This is a genomic window from Streptomyces bicolor, from assembly GCF_000719285.1.
In the GTDB taxonomy this organism is placed as follows: domain Bacteria; phylum Actinomycetota; class Actinomycetes; order Streptomycetales; family Streptomycetaceae; genus Streptomyces; species Streptomyces bicolor.
Map to the genome: position 1 here is coordinate 36046 of NZ_JOFS01000011.1, position 14793 is coordinate 50838.

Here is a 14793-nt window from a genome sequence, read left to right on the forward strand (position 1 = left end):
CCTCCCTGCCTCGGCGGTACCTCCTGCGCCGGCCGGACACGCGGTCCCTCAGCTGGACTCGCGGTGCACCACCGACGCCCCCAGCACCTTGTGCGTCTCGGGCGCGGCGCCGGGGCTCTGCACCGCGCGGTCGACCAGTTCCGCGAGGTCCCGGCCGGACGGCAGCTCTATGTGGACGGTGCTCAGCCTAGGCCGCAGCAGCCGTCCGAGCATCAGGTCGTCGGCGCCGATGACGGCCGTGTCGGCGGGGATGCGCAGGCCTTCGTCCTGCAGGGCGCGCATCAGCAGCATCGCGTACTCGTCGTTGTAGGCGAACACGGCGTCGAGACCGAGGTCGCGCCAGCGGGCGGCGAGCCGTGCGGCGGCCTCCTCGTCGTAGGCGAGGGGCAGGGCGGTCACGGTGGCGTCGGTGCCCTCCAGGGCACGGCGTACCCCTTCGAGACGGGGCGTGGAGAAGGCCTTCAGCCTTTCCTCCTCGGGCACGACCACGCCGATACGGCGCCGGCCGCGGTCGTAGAGGTGGCGTCCCGCGCAGTGGCCCACGGCCTCGTAGTCCATCAACAGCGCGTGGGCGCCCTCGACGGACTCGGGGCCGAGAGTGACGACGGCCCGCGCGCCGGACCGCTTGAGCACGGTCACACCCCTGGGGCAGAGCCCGGAGCCCGGCACCAGGACGGCGACCGGACGCAGCTCGGCCCACGCGCGGGCGGCCTCGTCGCCGCGCAGACCGACGCTTCCGTGCTGTACGACGGTGTAGTCGAGGCGACCGAGCGCGGCCTGGAGGTCGCCGAGGAACCGGCTGTAGAGCGGGCCGCCGGAAAAGCTCGGTGCGGGCATCAGGACCATGCGGCTGTGCCCGGCGCGCAGGCTGCGGGCGGCCGCGTGCGGGACGTACCCCAGCTCCTTCGCGGCCTCGTGGACGCGGCGGCGGGTGGGCTCGCTGATCCGGACGGCGCTGGTGTTGTTGAGGACGTAGGAGACGGTCGCGCGCGAGACGCCGGCCAGGCGGGCCACATCGGCGCTCGTGGGTACCGAGCGCGGTGCGGGGGAAGCGGGCGCGGGCGTTTTCGGTATCTGCACCATGACGTACCGCATCCTTGCAGAAGCTGTGAGCGAGGCTCAGCTCAGGGCCCCCGCCTGTTCACCTCCCCGTTCACGTCCCCGTGCTCGTCACGCGGGCGACCAGGTCGGTCCAGCCGTTCTCCAGCCGCTCCATCGGCATCCCGCACTGCCTGTTCAGGTGGTTGATCAGGGCGGGGTCCAGATACGCCATGAGCGTCTGGGCGAGGAGATCGCAGTCGGCGTCGGGCAGGATCTGCCGCAGCAGCATCGTGACGTGGGTGTGCAGCCCCCGGCGCGCGGGGTGGCTGAAGCGGCGGGTCGGCTCCGGCTGGGCGGCCAGGTGCAGGTCCAGTTGCTCGGCCGTGCGGTACAGCACCGCCCGGCCGAACGCGTGCAGCCGCTCGACCGGCGGCGCCCCGGGGCCCAGCGGCGGCGGCCCGCCGAGGAAGTCGGCCTGCAGCTTCCTCGCGGAGTGGTCCAGCAACGCCGTCAGCAGGCCGGTGCGGTCGCCGAAGCGGCGGAAGACCGTGCCCTTGCCCACGCCGGCCGCCGCGGCCACCGCCTCCATCGTGACCCCGGCCGCGCCGTGCTCCGCGATCAGCTCGGCGGCCGCCTCCAGCAGCCGGGCGCGGTTGCGGGCCGCGTCGGCACGCAGGCAGGGCTCGTCGGGGGCGGAGCCGACCTCCAGCAACCGAGGCGTGTCGAGGGGCTCCTGAGGCTGCGGGAAGAGCGGCAGGTCGGCGGACATGAAGCCAGCGTAAAGCATCGGGAATGAAACTGGACCACGGTCCGGTTAAGGTGCTAGAAAGTAAGCGGACCTCGGTCCGGATCGTAACGGCAGTGTTTCAGCACCCTGGGAGTTCGCATGTCTGTTCGCATCCTCGCGCTCGTCGGCAGCCTTCGTGCCGGTTCGCACAACCGTCAGCTGGCCGAGGCGGCCGTCAAGCTCGCTCCCGAGGGCGCCGAGGTCGTGCTCTTCGAGGGCCTGGCCGACATCCCCTTCTACAACGAGGACATCGACGTCGAGGGCAGCGTCCCCGCCGCCGCCATCAAGCTGCGCGAGGCCGCACAGGCCTCCGATGCGTTCCTGCTCTTCTCCCCCGAGTACAACGGCACCATCCCGGCCGTGCTGAAGAACGCCATCGACTGGCTGTCCCGCCCGTACGGCGCCGGCGCCTTCGGCGGCAAGCCGGTCGCCGTGGTCGGCACCGCCTTCGGCCAGTACGGCGGCGTATGGGCGCAGGACGAGACCCGCAAGGCCGTGGGCATCGCCGGCGGCAAGGTTCTCGAGGACGTCAAGCTGTCCATCCCGGGCTCCGTGGTCCGGTTCGCCGAGACGCACCCGGTCGACGACGCCGAGGTCGCCGCGCAGCTGACCGAGGTCATCGCACGCGTCCACGGCAACGCCGGCGAGCCGGTCGCCGCCTGATCGGTACCCCTGACGAGAGGCCGGCGCCCTGGGCTCCGGCCTCTCGCCGTGTCAGGCCACCGCCGTGGGCGCCAGCTCCCGCAGCTCCCCCAGCGCCGCCGCCACCGCCGGGCGTTCCCGGCAGCCCCGGCGAGTGCAGGTGAGCAGCTTGCGGTGCGGCTCGCCCGAGCAGCGGACGCGGCGGATCGACAGGTGCGGGGTCAGCTGGGCCAGCCGTGGGATCAGGGCGACGCCGAGGCGATGGGCGACCAGGTGGGCGGTGACGTTCCAGTCCATGGCGTGATGCATCACGTTCGGGGTGAACCCGGCCGCCCCGCACGCCGACATCACATGCGGACGGCACGGGCTGTCCGGCACCGGCGCGATCCAGTCCTCGTGCGCGGCCTCCGCCAGGTCCACCCGATTACGTCGGGCCAGCGGATGATCCTCCGGAACGACGAGATCGTACGGGTCGTCCAGCAGCGGCTGCTGGTCGAAGCGGGCGTCGCTCAGCGGCGGGTTGTGCGGGGTCACCTCCACCACCGCCAGGTCGACCTGACCCTCGAAGAGCAGGTCGAAGCTCGCCGGGACGCCGGTCTCCTGGATGCGCACGGTCAGCCTCGGGTGCCGCTCCCGCAGGCGTACGGCCATCGGCGCCAGCAGCACCGACACGGCCATGGGAAAACCGCAGACGCGCAGCTGGCCGGTGGGGGCGCTGTGTTCTGCGCGCAGGTCGAGTTCGGCCTCCTCCCAGCGCGCCGCGATCGCGTCGGCGTGTGCGAGCAGGCTCTCGGCGGCCGCGGTGAGGCGCACCCCTCGGCCCTGCGGTTCGAGCAGGTCGACGCCCAGTTCGCGGGCGAGCTGGCGGATCTGCTGGGAAGCGGCGGAGGGCGTGAAGTGCAGGGCGTTGGCGGCGGCGGTGACCGTGCCGTAGTGCGCCACGGCCCTCAGCACATGCAGTCGGCGCAGGTCAATCATGAAGGCCACGCTTCAAGGTGTCGTCCGGAAAGTCAACCTGGACGTGTACGAAGGCGCATCGCACCCTTGGTTGTGTCGCGACGGTCAACCAGCCACACGGTCAACCAACCACGAGGTACGAGGAGTCGCCATGACCAGCCCGACCGGCACCGTCTGCCCGCACTGCGGGTGGCCCGACGGCGCCGAGCCCTTCCAGGTGCTCTCCCGGCACGGCACCGCGGCGGGCCACACGCTGTGGACGCGCTGCGGCTGCGGATCGCTGCAGATGCGGGTCGTCGACGGCCGCGGGACGCGGGTCGTGTCCCGCAGCCGTCCCGCCGAGGCTCAGTCGAGTTCGGCCAGCCGCTGAACGGCCGGGGCCACGAAGCTCTCCATCCAGGCGGAGGTCTCGCCCAGGCGCGGGGAGAGGATCACGGTGTCGATCCCGAGCTTGGTGTAGCCCGTGATCTCCCGGGTGAACGCGTCGAGGTCGCCCTCGGTGGCCGGGTCCCCGCCGTAGGCGACCGTCTTGCGGATCGCGTCGTAGTCACGTCCCTCGGTGTCGCAGTGGCCGCGCAGCACGTCGAGCTTGTGCCTGACCTCCTCCGGTGAGGTGGTGAACAGGTTGCACGCGTCGCCGTAGCGGGCCACCAGCCGGAGCGTCTTCTTCTCCCCTCCCCCGCCGATCATGATCTCGGGGTGCGGGGCGCTGATCGGCGCGGGCACACAGAGGGTCTCGGCCAGCCGGTAGTGCTTGCCCTCGAAGGGCCCGTCGGTCTCCGGATCCCACATCTGGAGGCAGATCCGCAGGGTCTCCTCCAGCCGCTCGAAGCGCTCGGCGACCGACGGGAACGGCACCCCGAGCCCCTCGTGCTCGCGGCCGTACCAGGCGGCGCCGATCCCGAGGGTGGCCCGGCCGCCGGACAGCACGTCGAGTGTGGTGGCGATCTTGGCGAGCAGGCCGGGGTGGCGGTAGGTCACGCCGGTCACCAGGGCGCCGAGGCGGACCGTGGAGGTGTGGGCGGCGAGGAAGCCGAGGGTCGTGTAGGCCTCCAGCATGGGGTCCTCGGCACGGCCGTTGAACTCCATCTGGAAGTAGTGGTCCATCACCGACAGCCAGCTCACCCCGGCCGCCTCGGCGGCGGCGCCCGCGGCGGCGAGTTCGGCACCGAGCGCGGGGCCTCCACCGGAATGGTCGAAACGGTTGATGTGCACTCCGACCCGCATGGCCTGTCTCCGTTCACCCGGACCGTTCACCGACGCCGACGACGCTAGTTCTTCGAGCGCTCTCGAAGTCAAGGCAACCCGGCGAGTCGGTCGCCCAGTCAGCGGCACGGTCGGCTCCTGGCCGGGCGCCCGCGCCTACGGCCGCCTCGGCCGGACCGGGGTGTGTGCGCTGGTCGCGGCGCTCACGGCTGTTGCGCCGGCAGGGCATCTGTTCACATGCGTGCGGCGTCTGTCCGCTCCTGCTTCTTGGAAGCGCGCAGGCTGGTCACCGTCGTCACCGCCAGAACGAGCACGATGAAGCCGAGCGAGAAGGGGATGCTGATCTCGGGGACGTGGACGCCGGACTCGTGGAGCGCGTGCAGGACGAGCTTGACGCCGATGAAGCCGAGGATGATCGACAGGCCGTAGCTGAGGTGGACGAGCTTCTTCAGCAGGCCGCCGATCAGGAAGTAGAGCTGCCTGAGGCCCATCAGCGCGAATGCGTTGGCGGTGAAGACGATGTACGGGTCCTGGGTCAGCCCGTAGATCGCGGGGATGGAGTCGAGGGCGAACAGGACGTCGGTGGAGCCGATCGCCAGCATCACGACCAGCATCGGGGTCATGATCCGCTTGCCGTTCTCGGTGATGAACAGCTTGGTGCCGTGGTAGCGGTCGGCCACGCCGAACCGCTTCTCCGCCATCCGCAGCAGCTTGTTCTCCTGGTACTCCTCCTCGTGCTCCTCCTTGCGGGCGTCCTGGACCAGCTTCCAGGCGGTCCAGATCAGGAAGGCGCCGAAGACGTAGAACACCCAGGAGAACGTGGAGATGATCGCCGCGCCGGCCGCGATGAAGGCGGCGCGCAGCACCAGGGCCATGATCACGCCGATCATCAGGACGCGTTGCTGGTACTGCGAGGGCACCGCGAACTTCGCCATGATCAGGACGAAGACGAAGAGGTTGTCGACGCTGAGCGACTTCTCCGTGATGTACCCGGCGAAGAACTCCCCCGTGGGCCGGGCGCCGCCGTAGTAGAACAGCCCCAGGCCGAACAGACAGGCCAGTACGACCCAGACGATCGTCCAGGTCCCCGCTTCCCTGATCGACACGTCGTGGGGCTTGCGACCGATGAAGAAGTCGACGGCGACCAGCGCGCACAGGGCCACGATGGTCAGCAGCCAGACGGAGAGGGAAACGTTCACAGGTGCTACTCCTGGTGCAGGTGAGGCTCTGACAGCGTGATCGCCGACCTGTGGTTCCTTCCACCCACAGCAGGTGAACAGAGAGTCATGTCCTGGCAATCTCCCGGACGTGAGGGAGCCACCCGCCGTACGGCGGGCAGGTTCCGCCGAACGGCGGCGCTCCGGTAGAGGCGGGTGCGCGGATCATGGCCGCACAGTCGCAGAGCCGCCGGGCACGCGTGCCCCCGTGTGACCCCCGTGTGAGGAGAAGCCATGACCCAGGTCCCGCCCCCGTTCGATCCCGAGCTCGCCGCCGCCCTGGAGCTCATCAGGGACGTGATCTCGCCCGGCCTGACGATGGACGAGATAGCCGAGGTCCGCCGGGGTCCGGGCATCCAGATGCTGGCCGAGCTGGATCTGACCATGGGCGGATTCTTCGAGGTCGAGGACCGTACGGTGCCCGGCCCGGAGGGCGCCCCCGAGATCTCCCTGCTGATCTGCCGGCCGGCCGCCCGGGCGGTCGCGGCTCCGCGGCCGGTGATCTACCACATCCACGGCGGCGGCCTGGTCATCGGCAACAACCGGGTCGGCGTGGACATCCCGCTGGCGTGGGCGAAAGAGGTGGACGCGATCGTGGTGTCCGTGGAGTACCGCCTCGCACCCGAGCACCCGTACCCGGCGCAGATCGATGACGTGTACGCCGGCCTCGAGTGGACCGCGAAGCACGCGGCCGAGCTGGGCGGCGACCCGCAGCGGATCGTCGTGGCCGGTGCCAGCGCGGGTGGCGGACTGTCCGCGGCGCTCGCGCTGCTGACCCGGGACCGCCAGGGCCCGGAGGTGATCGGCCAGATGCTGATGTGCCCGATGCTGGACGACCGCAACGACAGTCCTTCCGTCCATCAGATGGCGGGCCTCGGCATCTGGGACCGTACGGCCAACGAGACCGGCTGGACGGCGCTGCTCCGTGAGCGTCGGGGTGGGCCCGACGTGCCCGCGTACGCGGCGCCTGCCCGTGCCGAGGACCTGTCGGGGCTGCCCCCCGCCTTCCTGGATGTCGGCTCCGCGGAGACCTTCCGTGACGAGGTCGTCGCCTATGCGTCGCGGATCTGGCAGGCCGGTGGCGTGGCCGAGCTGCATGTGTGGCCCGGTGGGTTCCACGGGTTCGACGGGTTCGCGCCTCAGGCGGCGTTGTCGCGGGCGTGTCGGGGAGCGCATCTGGCGTGGTTGAAGAGGCTGTTGGGTGAGTGAGGCGTTCGCCTGTTCGTCTGCCAGGTTCAGTGATGGTGCGGGTCGTGTGTGGCTTGTCGCGCCCACGCGGTGGAGCCGCATATTGATACAGCCCCGCGCCCCTTGGGTACGTCGCCCTGCCCGGCGTTCTCATGCTCGGGCTCCCGGTCCCTTGACCGCATACCGCACCATGGGCCCATGAAGGAGCTGGCTGGACGTCTGACCGCGCTGGATCCGGACGCCGGTGCCGCCGTCCGGGTCATCGCCTACTTCGATCGGCTCGCCGAGGCTCGGGCCGGGCTGGAAGCGCTGGTGCGCGGGGCCGCCGTGCTGGCCGGGGTGCCGGCGCGGCTGGTGGACGCGGACCGGCGGGTGCAGGTCCGGGTCGAGGCCGACGGGATCCGCCGGGAGAGCGAGTCGCCCCCGGATCCCGCCTGGCCCTGCGCCGCGCTGAGGCCGGGCGGCGCTCCGGCTCTGTGGCTGGAGCGGGCCGAGGCGGCGGAGCCCAGTGTCGTGGACGCGGTGATCCTGGAGCGGGCCGCCGGTGCCGTACGGCTGGTGCTCGACCGGACCCGCGGGCGGGCGCCGGCCGACGATCCGGCGCTGGTCGAGACCGTCCTCGACGCCACGGCCCCGGAGGCGGCGCGGCTGCACGCGGCCCGTCGGCTGGGGCTCGATCCCACCGCACCGGCCCGCGTCCTCGCCCCGCTGGACGGCCGCGCCCGCATCGCCCCCGCGCATCCGGAGCCCGAGCCGCCGCCCGACGGCCGGGTGGGCGTGGGTCCCGCCGTCCCCGTGCTCGACCTGCCGCGCTCCTGGGCGCAGGCGCGCGTCGCGCTCCGCTTCACGGCCGAGGGCACCGCACAGGACCCCGGTCCGGGCGTCGTCCACGCCGACGAGCTGGGCGGCATCGCCCTCCTCGCCGACCTCGTCGCACCGGGCGCCGAGCCGCCGCCCGACGTACAGGCCCTGGAGTCGGCCGCGGCGGCCGCGCCCTGGCTGCTCGCCACGCTGCACGCCGTCGCCTCGACGGTGAGCCTGCGGGCGGCGGCGGCCGAGATCAACGTGCACCACTCCACCCTCCAGGAGCGGCTGGCACACGCCGAGCACCTGCTGGGCTGGCCGCTGCGCACACCGCAGGGCAGGTTCAGGCTGGGCGTGGCGCTCACCATGCGGCATCTGGCGCGACCCTGACGGCACCGGCACCGGCACCGGCTCCGGCGCCGGCCGCGGTCAGCGGAACTCGTGCACGACCTCGATCGTGCCGACGATGTGGGCGTTGAACTCGTCGAGTTCCTCGGCGGGCACCCACAGTTCGAGGATCGTCTCACCGCCCGCCTGCTGCACGGGGTACCGGCCCAGGAAGTCGGACTCGACCTCGAACCGGGTGACGAAGCCGGCGCCGTCGTGCTTGACGTTCCAGTCCCGGGCGATCCTCACCGCGTAGTCCTCGTTGAGTACCGGGTAGAAGATCGGCTGCTCGGGAAGCCTCGGCGGCCAGGCACGCCAGTCCAGCTCGCGGACCAGGTCCAGCTCCTTGGGGCCGGTGGGTCGCCAGAGTGTGGTCGTCGGAGGCGTGCTGATCATGGGCGCCGACGATACCCACACCGCCGATGCGAAGGCCACGGAGTTTCCGCAGTGCTTGCACGCGCGCTCTACACGCATTCGCTGGAAATTTCACGCATGCCCTATCCTGGAGGACACTCACATCGGGATGGAGGACACCGGCGCCATGACCGCCACGGACCCCGCGCTCACCGCCCTCGCCCAGGGCTGGTGCGCCCTCTCCCTGCTGCACGGGAGGATCGAGGCGCACATCGAGCGCGCCCTGCAGACCGGGCACGACCTGAGCGTGCGCGAGTACTCCCTGCTCGACGTCCTCAGCCGACAGCACGACGGCGAAGGCGGCCACCTGCAGATGAAGCAGGTCGCCGACGCGGTCGTCCTCAGCCACGTGGAGACCCTCCGCGTCCCCGTCTGAGACGGCGCGGCGCCCTGGGCCCTGTCGCGGCGGTTCGGGCAGCCGTTGACGGCTCCTCGCACGGACACGTACTAATGACCCGCATGAGCGCGCCCCGTCTCCCCTTGTCCGGCATCACCGTCGTCAGCCTCGAGCAGGCGGTGGCCGCCCCGTACGCCACCCGGCAGCTCGCCGACCTCGGTGCGCGCGTGATCAAGGTCGAGCGGCCTGGGGACGGGGACTTCGCCCGTCGGTACGACACGACGGTGCACGGGCAGTCGAGCTATTTCGTCTGGCTCAACCGGTCCAAGGAGTCGCTCACGCTGGATCTGAAGGCTCCACGGGGCCTGGAGATCCTGCGCCAACTCCTCGACGGAGCCGACGTGTTCGTACAGAATCTGGCGCCCGGTGCCGCCGACCGCCTCGGTCTGGGTGTCGAGGCGCTGCGTGAGCGGTGGCCGCGGCTGGTGCCGTGCACGATCTCCGGGTACGGCACGTCCGGGCCGTGGGCCGACCGGAAGTCCTACGACCTGCTGGTGCAGTGCCAGACAGGGCTCGTGTCGCTCACCGGAACTCCGGACGAGACCGCCCGCGTCGGCATCTCCGTCGCCGACATCGCCGCCGGGATGTACGCGTACAGCGGCATTCTCACCGCCCTTTACACGCGCGCCACCACCGGTACGGTCCATCCGGTGGAGGTGTCCCTGTTCGAGGCGCTGGCCGAGTGGATGGGGCAGCCCGCCTACTACACGCAGTACGGAGGTGCCCAGCCCCCGCGTCTGGGCACCCAGCACCCGACCCTCGCTCCGTACGGCGCCTTCGCGGCCGCGGACGGCAGGGAGGTGCTGTTCTCCATCCAGAACGAGCGCGAGTGGGCCGTCCTGTGCGCCGAGTTCCTGGGGCGGCCCGAGCTGACGGACGACCCGCGCTTCGCCACCAGCTCCGCCCGCGTGGCCCACCGCGACGAGCTCAACGCCGTCGTCGCCGAGCGCTGTGCCCGCTCCGGTGCCGAGGAGATCCTGAAGGACCTGGAGTCCGTCAACATCGCCTGTGCCGGGGTCAACGACGTCCCCGCCTTCCTCGACCACCCCGTCCTGGCCGCCCGCGGCCGCTGGAGCGAGGTCGCGGTGCCGGGCGGCGCGACGGCACGGGCCCTGCTGCCGCCGGCCGACCTCGCGGGAGTGCCCGCGCGCATGGACCCGGTGCCCGAGGTGGGCGAGCACACCGACGCGATCCTCGCCCAACTCGGGCGTACCGGCGAGGAGATCGGGGCCCTGCGCGCCGACGCCGTCATCTAGTGCTCTGACCGGGAAGGTTCGCCGGGTTGTGGCAGGCGGTGCAGGGTTCACGGAAATCTGTTTCGAGCGTTGCCCTGGCGCCTCTACTGTGGCGCGGTGATGACTCAGGTGATCGTTGTCAATGGTGGTTCCAGCTCGGGGAAATCCGGGATCGTTCGGTGTCTGCAGGCAGTGCTGCCGGATCCGTGGCTGGCCCTCGGGACAGACACGCTGGTTGAGGCGATGCCGGCGTCCATGCAGGCGTCGGATGGCGGGATCGAGTTCGCGCCGGACGGAGAGGTGGTCGTCGGTCCTGAGTTCCGAACGCTGGAAGCGGCATGGATCGAGGGAGTCGCCGCGATGGCCCGTGCAGGCGCCCGGGTCATCGTCGACGAGGTCTTTCTCGGCGGAGCGTACTCACAGCAGCGATGGCAGAAAGCCTTGGGTGAACTGCAGGTGCTGTGGGTCGGCGTCAGGTGTGACGCGGAGGTGGCCGCAGGCCGTGAGGTCGCACGAGGCGATCGGACCATCGGGATGGCTGCATCCCAGGCGGAAGTGGCCCACCAGGGCGTTGCCTATGACCTGGAGGTGGACACCACGCACGCGGAGGCGATGGAGTGCGCACGGACCATCGCCGCGCATGTCAAGTGATCGACAGCCAGGCTGTCCGCCGCTGTGAGGCCGGGGCGAGTCAGGCGGCGGTGGTGAGGGGGCGTCCGCCCCAGCGGATGCCCATTTCGCTGCGGATGCGGGCGCGCTCTTTGCGCTGGGCGGCGAGCACGTCGGGGTGACGGGCGTTGGCGTTGCGCCAGCGCAGATAGCGGTGCAGGGCCCGGGTCTGCGCGGGGTGGCTGCGGTGGTGGGAGTTGGCCAGGGTGAACTGCCGCAGCGGTCCGAAGTGCGCCTCGATCGGGTTGGCCCAGGAGGCGTAGGTCGGAGTGAAGCACAGCTCGACCTTGTTCTTCTTCGCCCAGCGGCGTATGCCCTGACTTGTGTGGGCGGAGAGGTTGTCCAGGATGATGTAGATCGGGGCGCCGTCGGGCCGGGCGGCGCGGATCGACTTCAGCGCGGCCAGCGTGTTGGCGGTGCCCTTGCGGCGGCGGTTGACGCCCCACAAGCGGTCGTCGCCGACGGAGTAGCAGCCGTGGAAGTAGGTGACGCCGTGGGTGCGACGGTAGGTCGCCGGGAGCCGGTCGGGCCTGCCCTGCTTCGCCCGGGAGGAGCCGGCGGTGGGCCGGATCCCGAGCGGGCCGAACTCGTCGAAGGCGAAGACCCGGTCGGGGAGGTGCTCCAGGACGTGCTCGATGCGGTCGAGCTTGGCGTCGCGTTCGGGGTCGGGTGATTCCTTCCAGGTCTTGGTGCGCTGGAAGGTGATGCCGCGGCGCAGGAGCAGGCACCGTAAGGCTTCCCGGCCGATGCGGATGATGCGTCCGTGCACGCGGCGAAGGTAGGCGGCGAGTTTGCGGATCGACCAGCGGGTGAAGGGCTGTCCCAGCTTGGTGGGGCGGGTGGTGGCCGTCTGGACGACGAAGTCCTCGTCGTCATCACTGAGCAGGCGGGGACGGCCTCCCGCCCATCGAGGGTCCAGGCAGGCCAGGCCGATCTCGTTGAACCAGTGGATCACCTCCCGCACTGTGTCCTCGTCGGCCTGCACCAGCTGTGCAATCACCGGGACGCGGTTCCCGCCGGCGGAGGCCAGCAGCATCATCGCCCGCCGGTAGCGCACCGAGCTGGTACTGCCCCGGCGGACGATCTGCTGCAGCTTCTGCCCTTCCTGGTCGGTCAGTCTGCGCACCCGCACAGGCTCGGCCACCACACCTCCAGCGGTCGGATCGGACGTCACCACCCATCCAACCGCTCCAACGACCAACCCGGCGAACCTATGCGGTCAGAGCACTAGACGGGTCCTGAGGGCATCGGCGGCCCGACGTCACCAGGGCAGCGGCCCGTTCACGTCGAAGTAGCCGCCGGTCGGGCCGCCGGGGGCCGAGCTGTGCCATCCGCACACGGCCGAGCCGGGCAGCGAGGACGCCGAAACGCCTCGCGCTACTCGCCGTGCTCGGCACACAGTCCCTGGTGTGACCCCAACGTTCCGGGCCCTTCGTGCGTCACAGTGTCGGGGCGACCGCGACCTCGCCCCGCCCGTGCCCGTCGCCGTCCGTCCGGGGGGATCCATGCGTACGACCGCTTCACGCACCGTCCAACTGCTCACCGCCCTCTGCCTGCTCAGCGCCGGATGCGGCGCAGGCGCCGCAGGCTCGGGCGATTCCGAGCCGGCGCCGGACACCAGGCCCCGCGCCCTCGAGGTGGCCAAGGCCTGGGACGGCTCACCGGCCGCCGAGACCTGGCGCAAGGGCTACTACCCGATGGCGGACGCGGTCCAGCTGCCCGAGGACGCCTTCCACAACGACGCCGACAAAGAGGCGTACATAACGGACAACTTCCGGCTGCGCGGCGAACTCCCCGACTCCCCGCGCAAGGACGCCACGGTGACCTGGGAGCGCGGCGGCTCGCTCACGCTGCCGCTCATGGGCGCGCGGCAGGCGTACGAGAGGGTGGGCCGCAGCAGCGGGCCGGGGCCGTATCTCACGGTGACCGGGGCGAAGCTGGGTGAGACGACGCTGGCCACGAGTCGCGGCCCGGCCACCGTCCCGGCGTGGCTGTTCACGATCGAGGGCTACGACACCCCGCTCAAGCGCGTCGCCGTCGACCCGTCGAAGCTTCCCCAGCCGCCCATCGGGCCCGTCGGAGAAGCGCCGTCCAACGGTGTGCGGGAGCTCCACGACCTGGTCGAGGTGGCCGAGGACGACCGGTCCGTCACCGTGCACGGCTACCACGGGTCCTGCGACGACGGACCCGCCGTGGACGCGCTGGAGACCGACGGGAGCGTGGTCCTGTCCGCCTACGTCGTCGGCGCGACGGGCGGTATCTGCACGGCCGACCTGCGCGTCAAGAAGGTGACGGTCGAACTGGACCGCCCGCTCGGCGACCGGATCGTGCTGGACGCGTTCACGGGCCGTCCGGTGCCGCATGGCAATGTCACCGGTCCGTCCCCGAGTTGGAGGTGAGGGTTCCGGCCGGCCACTCACTCCACCGGACCGCGATCCGGGACGGCCGGCCCCTGCCCGCAGCTCACGCCGTCAGGGCCGACTCGGCCGCCGCCAGGGCCTGTTCGGCGTAGCCGCGGCCGAAGAGCACGGCGTGCACCAGGAGCGGGAACAGCTGGTGGAGGCTGATGCGGTCGCGCCAGCCGTCGGCGAGGGGCGCGGCCTCCCGGTAGCCGTCCAGGAGCCGGTCCAGGTGGGGGCAGCCGAAGAGGTGGAGCATGGCCAGGTCGGTCTCGCGGTGGCCGCCGTGCGCGGCCGGGTCGATGAGCCAGGCATGTCCGTCGGCGCCCCACAGGACGTTGCCGTTCCACAGGTCGCCGTGCAGCCGGGCGGGCGGCTCGGCGGGGCCCGCCAGTTCGGGGAGCCGTTCGCAGACCCGCTCGATGACGGGTGTCTCGGCGCTGCGGAGCGTGCCTTCGTCGACCGCGCGGCGCAGATACGGCAGCACCCGGTGCTCCGCGTACCAGCGGGGCCAGTCGGGGCCGGTGACGTTGCGCATCGGCGCGAGGCCGATGTACGCGTCCTCGGGGCCGCCGGGCGGCGGAGCCCCGAACGCGGGTGCGCCGGTGGCGTGCAAGGCGGCCAGTTCGCGGCCGAGGCGCTCCGCCGCCGCGGCGCCGGGCCGGCCGGTGACCACCCGGTCGGTGACCAGCCACCGCCCGTCGTGGCCGTGTACGGCCGGGATGCGAACCGTGCCGGCGTCGGCCAGCCAGCGCAGTCCCGCCGCCTCGGCCTGTGCGGCGCGGTCGCCGTCGCCGCGCTTGACCATCACCACCCGGCCGTCGTCGAGGGTGACTTCGGCGAGCGCCCCGGAGAGCCGGCGTTCACCGATGGCGGGCAGACCGATGAACCGCGCCGCCGCGGCGCTCGGGCTCTCGAAGGAGTTGTGCACGGCCATCAGGGTACGGCGGCCCTCGGCGGCGCCGCAGTCACCCGGTCGGCGAAGTCACCGGGTCAACTCCCGGCGGCAGCCTTCTTGATCGCCTCGCGGATCCGGGAGTAGGTGCCGCAGCGGCAGACGTTCTCGATCCGGTCGATGTCGGCGTCCGTCGGCCGGGGCGTCTTCTTCAGGAGGGCGGCCGTGGCCATGATCTGGCCCGGCTGGCAGAAGCCGCACTGGGCGACGTCGCAGTCCAGCCAGGCCTGTTGCACGGGGTGCAGCCGGTCGCCGTCGGCCAGGCCCTCGATGGTGGTGACCGCACGGCCGGCGCAGTCGGCGACGGGGACGACACAGGGCTGGATCTCGTCGCCGTCGAGATGGCTGGTGCAGGCACGGCAGGCGCCGACGCCGCAGCCGTACTTGGGGCCGGTGACGTTCAGCAGGTCGCGCAGCACCCACAGCAGGGGCATGTCGGCGGGTGCCTCGACGGTGACGCGCTTGCCGTTGAGGGTGAAGGAGTAGGACGGCATC

Annotated in this window: 16 protein-coding genes and 1 pseudogene; 8 read left to right on the forward strand and 9 right to left on the reverse strand. The window is 71.6% G+C overall.

Annotated elements, in window-relative coordinates:
- Positions 1–48: 48 nt before the first annotated feature.
- Positions 49–1083 carry a LacI family DNA-binding transcriptional regulator gene (locus IF78_RS0116995; protein WP_051827973.1) on the reverse strand — a complete coding sequence of 345 codons (1035 nt, stop codon included), beginning with the start codon at positions 1081–1083 and terminating at the stop codon, positions 49–51.
- 70 nt (positions 1084–1153) lie between these two features.
- Positions 1154–1828: a TetR/AcrR family transcriptional regulator gene (locus IF78_RS0117000; RefSeq protein ID WP_199921406.1), complete on the reverse strand. Its 675-nt coding sequence runs from the start codon at positions 1826–1828 to the stop codon at positions 1154–1156.
- A gap of 99 nt (positions 1829–1927) precedes the next feature.
- On the opposite strand from IF78_RS0117000, the gene IF78_RS0117005 reads away from it, so the two are divergent.
- Positions 1928–2491, forward strand: a complete 564-nt coding sequence (locus IF78_RS0117005) for an NADPH-dependent FMN reductase (RefSeq protein WP_031482187.1) — start codon at positions 1928–1930, stop codon at positions 2489–2491.
- Between the two features lie 51 nt (positions 2492–2542).
- Here IF78_RS0117005 and IF78_RS0117010 read toward each other — a convergent pair whose 3' ends face one another.
- On the reverse strand, positions 2543–3448 hold the full coding sequence (locus tag IF78_RS0117010; protein ID WP_031482189.1) for a LysR family transcriptional regulator: 906 nt from the start codon (positions 3446–3448) through the stop codon (positions 2543–2545).
- A 130-nt stretch (positions 3449–3578) separates the two neighbouring features.
- Here IF78_RS0117010 and IF78_RS0117015 point away from each other — a divergent pair, with 130 nt between their 5' ends.
- Positions 3579–3797, forward strand: coding sequence for a hypothetical protein (locus IF78_RS0117015; protein WP_031482191.1), 219 nt, complete (start codon positions 3579–3581; stop codon positions 3795–3797).
- Here IF78_RS0117015 and IF78_RS0117020 read toward each other — a convergent pair.
- Both IF78_RS0117020 and IF78_RS0117025 read right to left on the reverse strand, forming a co-directional pair.
- Entirely contained in the window at positions 3773–4654 is an 882-nt protein-coding gene (locus IF78_RS0117020) for an LLM class F420-dependent oxidoreductase (protein ID WP_031482193.1), read from the reverse strand. The two genes, IF78_RS0117015 and IF78_RS0117020, sit on opposite strands and share 25 nt — an antisense overlap.
- Before the next feature lie 212 nt (positions 4655–4866).
- Positions 4867–5832 carry a TerC family protein gene (locus IF78_RS0117025; RefSeq protein ID WP_031482195.1) on the reverse strand — a complete coding sequence of 322 codons (966 nt, stop codon included), beginning with the start codon at positions 5830–5832 and terminating at the stop codon, positions 4867–4869.
- A 252-nt stretch (positions 5833–6084) separates the two neighbouring features.
- On the opposite strand from IF78_RS0117025, the gene IF78_RS0117030 reads away from it, so the two are divergent.
- Positions 6085–7059, forward strand: coding sequence for an alpha/beta hydrolase (locus IF78_RS0117030; protein ID WP_031482197.1), 975 nt, complete (start codon positions 6085–6087; stop codon positions 7057–7059).
- Between the two features lie 177 nt (positions 7060–7236).
- The gene (locus IF78_RS0117035) at positions 7237–8232 is read left to right on the forward strand and encodes a helix-turn-helix domain-containing protein (RefSeq protein WP_031482199.1); all 996 of its coding nucleotides are present in this window, start codon (positions 7237–7239) and stop codon (positions 8230–8232) included.
- Positions 8233–8271: 39 nt separating this feature from the next.
- Here IF78_RS0117035 and IF78_RS0117040 read toward each other — a convergent pair whose 3' ends face one another.
- Positions 8272–8625 (reverse strand): hypothetical protein, encoded by a 354-nt coding sequence (locus IF78_RS0117040; protein WP_031482201.1) that lies wholly within the window; start codon positions 8623–8625, stop codon positions 8272–8274.
- Between the two features lie 145 nt (positions 8626–8770).
- On the opposite strand from IF78_RS0117040, the pseudogene IF78_RS0117045 reads away from it, so the two are divergent.
- From IF78_RS0117045 to cpt, 3 genes and pseudogenes are all read left to right on the forward strand, one after another.
- A pseudogene (locus tag IF78_RS0117045) lies at positions 8771–9010 on the forward strand (MarR family transcriptional regulator); the annotation flags it as partial.
- Between the two features lie 92 nt (positions 9011–9102).
- A complete protein-coding gene (locus tag IF78_RS0117050; protein WP_031482206.1) occupies positions 9103–10296 on the forward strand; it encodes a CaiB/BaiF CoA transferase family protein in 1194 nt (397 codons plus the stop codon).
- Positions 10297–10395: 99 nt separating this feature from the next.
- Positions 10396–10926, forward strand: a complete 531-nt coding sequence (cpt, locus tag IF78_RS0117055; protein ID WP_078662488.1) for a chloramphenicol phosphotransferase CPT — start codon at positions 10396–10398, stop codon at positions 10924–10926.
- 40 nt (positions 10927–10966) lie between these two features.
- On the opposite strand, the gene IF78_RS0117060 is transcribed toward cpt, so the two are convergent.
- Complete coding sequence (locus IF78_RS0117060) at positions 10967–12088, reverse strand: IS630 family transposase (RefSeq protein ID WP_324617271.1); 1122 nt, start codon at positions 12086–12088, stop codon at positions 10967–10969.
- Between the two features lie 361 nt (positions 12089–12449).
- Here IF78_RS0117060 and IF78_RS0117065 point away from each other — a divergent pair, with 361 nt between their 5' ends.
- Entirely contained in the window at positions 12450–13343 is an 894-nt protein-coding gene (locus IF78_RS0117065; protein WP_037640676.1) for a hypothetical protein, read from the forward strand.
- A 64-nt stretch (positions 13344–13407) separates the two neighbouring features.
- Here the strand turns inward: IF78_RS0117065 and IF78_RS0117070 are convergent, their stop codons facing one another.
- Complete coding sequence (locus IF78_RS0117070; protein WP_031482214.1) at positions 13408–14280, reverse strand: fructosamine kinase family protein; 873 nt, start codon at positions 14278–14280, stop codon at positions 13408–13410.
- 56 nt (positions 14281–14336) lie between these two features.
- Positions 14337–14792 carry a (2Fe-2S)-binding protein gene (locus IF78_RS0117075; RefSeq protein ID WP_031482216.1) on the reverse strand — a complete coding sequence of 152 codons (456 nt, stop codon included), beginning with the start codon at positions 14790–14792 and terminating at the stop codon, positions 14337–14339.
- Between the last annotated feature and the right edge of the window lies 1 nt (position 14793).

Excerpts from the sequence above, each read along its gene's own strand:
- IF78_RS0117015 (WP_031482191.1), top strand. The coding sequence starts at position 3,579 with ATGACCAGCCCGACCGGCACCGTCTGCCCGCACTGCGGGTGGCCCGAC.
- IF78_RS0117030 (WP_031482197.1), top strand. The coding sequence starts at position 6,085 with ATGACCCAGGTCCCGCCCCCGTTCGATCCCGAGCTCGCCGCCGCCCTG.
- IF78_RS0117020 (WP_031482193.1), bottom strand. The coding sequence starts at position 4,654 with ATGCGGGTCGGAGTGCACATCAACCGTTTCGACCATTCCGGTGGAGGC.
- IF78_RS0116995 (WP_051827973.1), bottom strand. The coding sequence starts at position 1,083 with ATGGTGCAGATACCGAAAACGCCCGCGCCCGCTTCCCCCGCACCGCGC.
- IF78_RS0117035 (WP_031482199.1), top strand. The coding sequence starts at position 7,237 with ATGAAGGAGCTGGCTGGACGTCTGACCGCGCTGGATCCGGACGCCGGT.
- IF78_RS0117050 (WP_031482206.1), top strand. The coding sequence starts at position 9,103 with ATGAGCGCGCCCCGTCTCCCCTTGTCCGGCATCACCGTCGTCAGCCTC.
- IF78_RS0117005 (WP_031482187.1), top strand. The coding sequence starts at position 1,928 with ATGTCTGTTCGCATCCTCGCGCTCGTCGGCAGCCTTCGTGCCGGTTCG.
- IF78_RS0117070 (WP_031482214.1), bottom strand. The coding sequence starts at position 14,280 with ATGGCCGTGCACAACTCCTTCGAGAGCCCGAGCGCCGCGGCGGCGCGG.
- cpt (WP_078662488.1), top strand. The coding sequence starts at position 10,396 with ATGACTCAGGTGATCGTTGTCAATGGTGGTTCCAGCTCGGGGAAATCC.
- IF78_RS0117010 (WP_031482189.1), bottom strand. The coding sequence starts at position 3,448 with ATGATTGACCTGCGCCGACTGCATGTGCTGAGGGCCGTGGCGCACTAC.
- IF78_RS0117040 (WP_031482201.1), bottom strand. The coding sequence starts at position 8,625 with ATGATCAGCACGCCTCCGACGACCACACTCTGGCGACCCACCGGCCCC.
- IF78_RS0117000 (WP_199921406.1), bottom strand. The coding sequence starts at position 1,828 with ATGCTTTACGCTGGCTTCATGTCCGCCGACCTGCCGCTCTTCCCGCAG.
- IF78_RS0117065 (WP_037640676.1), top strand. The coding sequence starts at position 12,450 with ATGCGTACGACCGCTTCACGCACCGTCCAACTGCTCACCGCCCTCTGC.
- IF78_RS0117075 (WP_031482216.1), bottom strand. The coding sequence starts at position 14,792 with ATGCCGTCCTACTCCTTCACCCTCAACGGCAAGCGCGTCACCGTCGAG.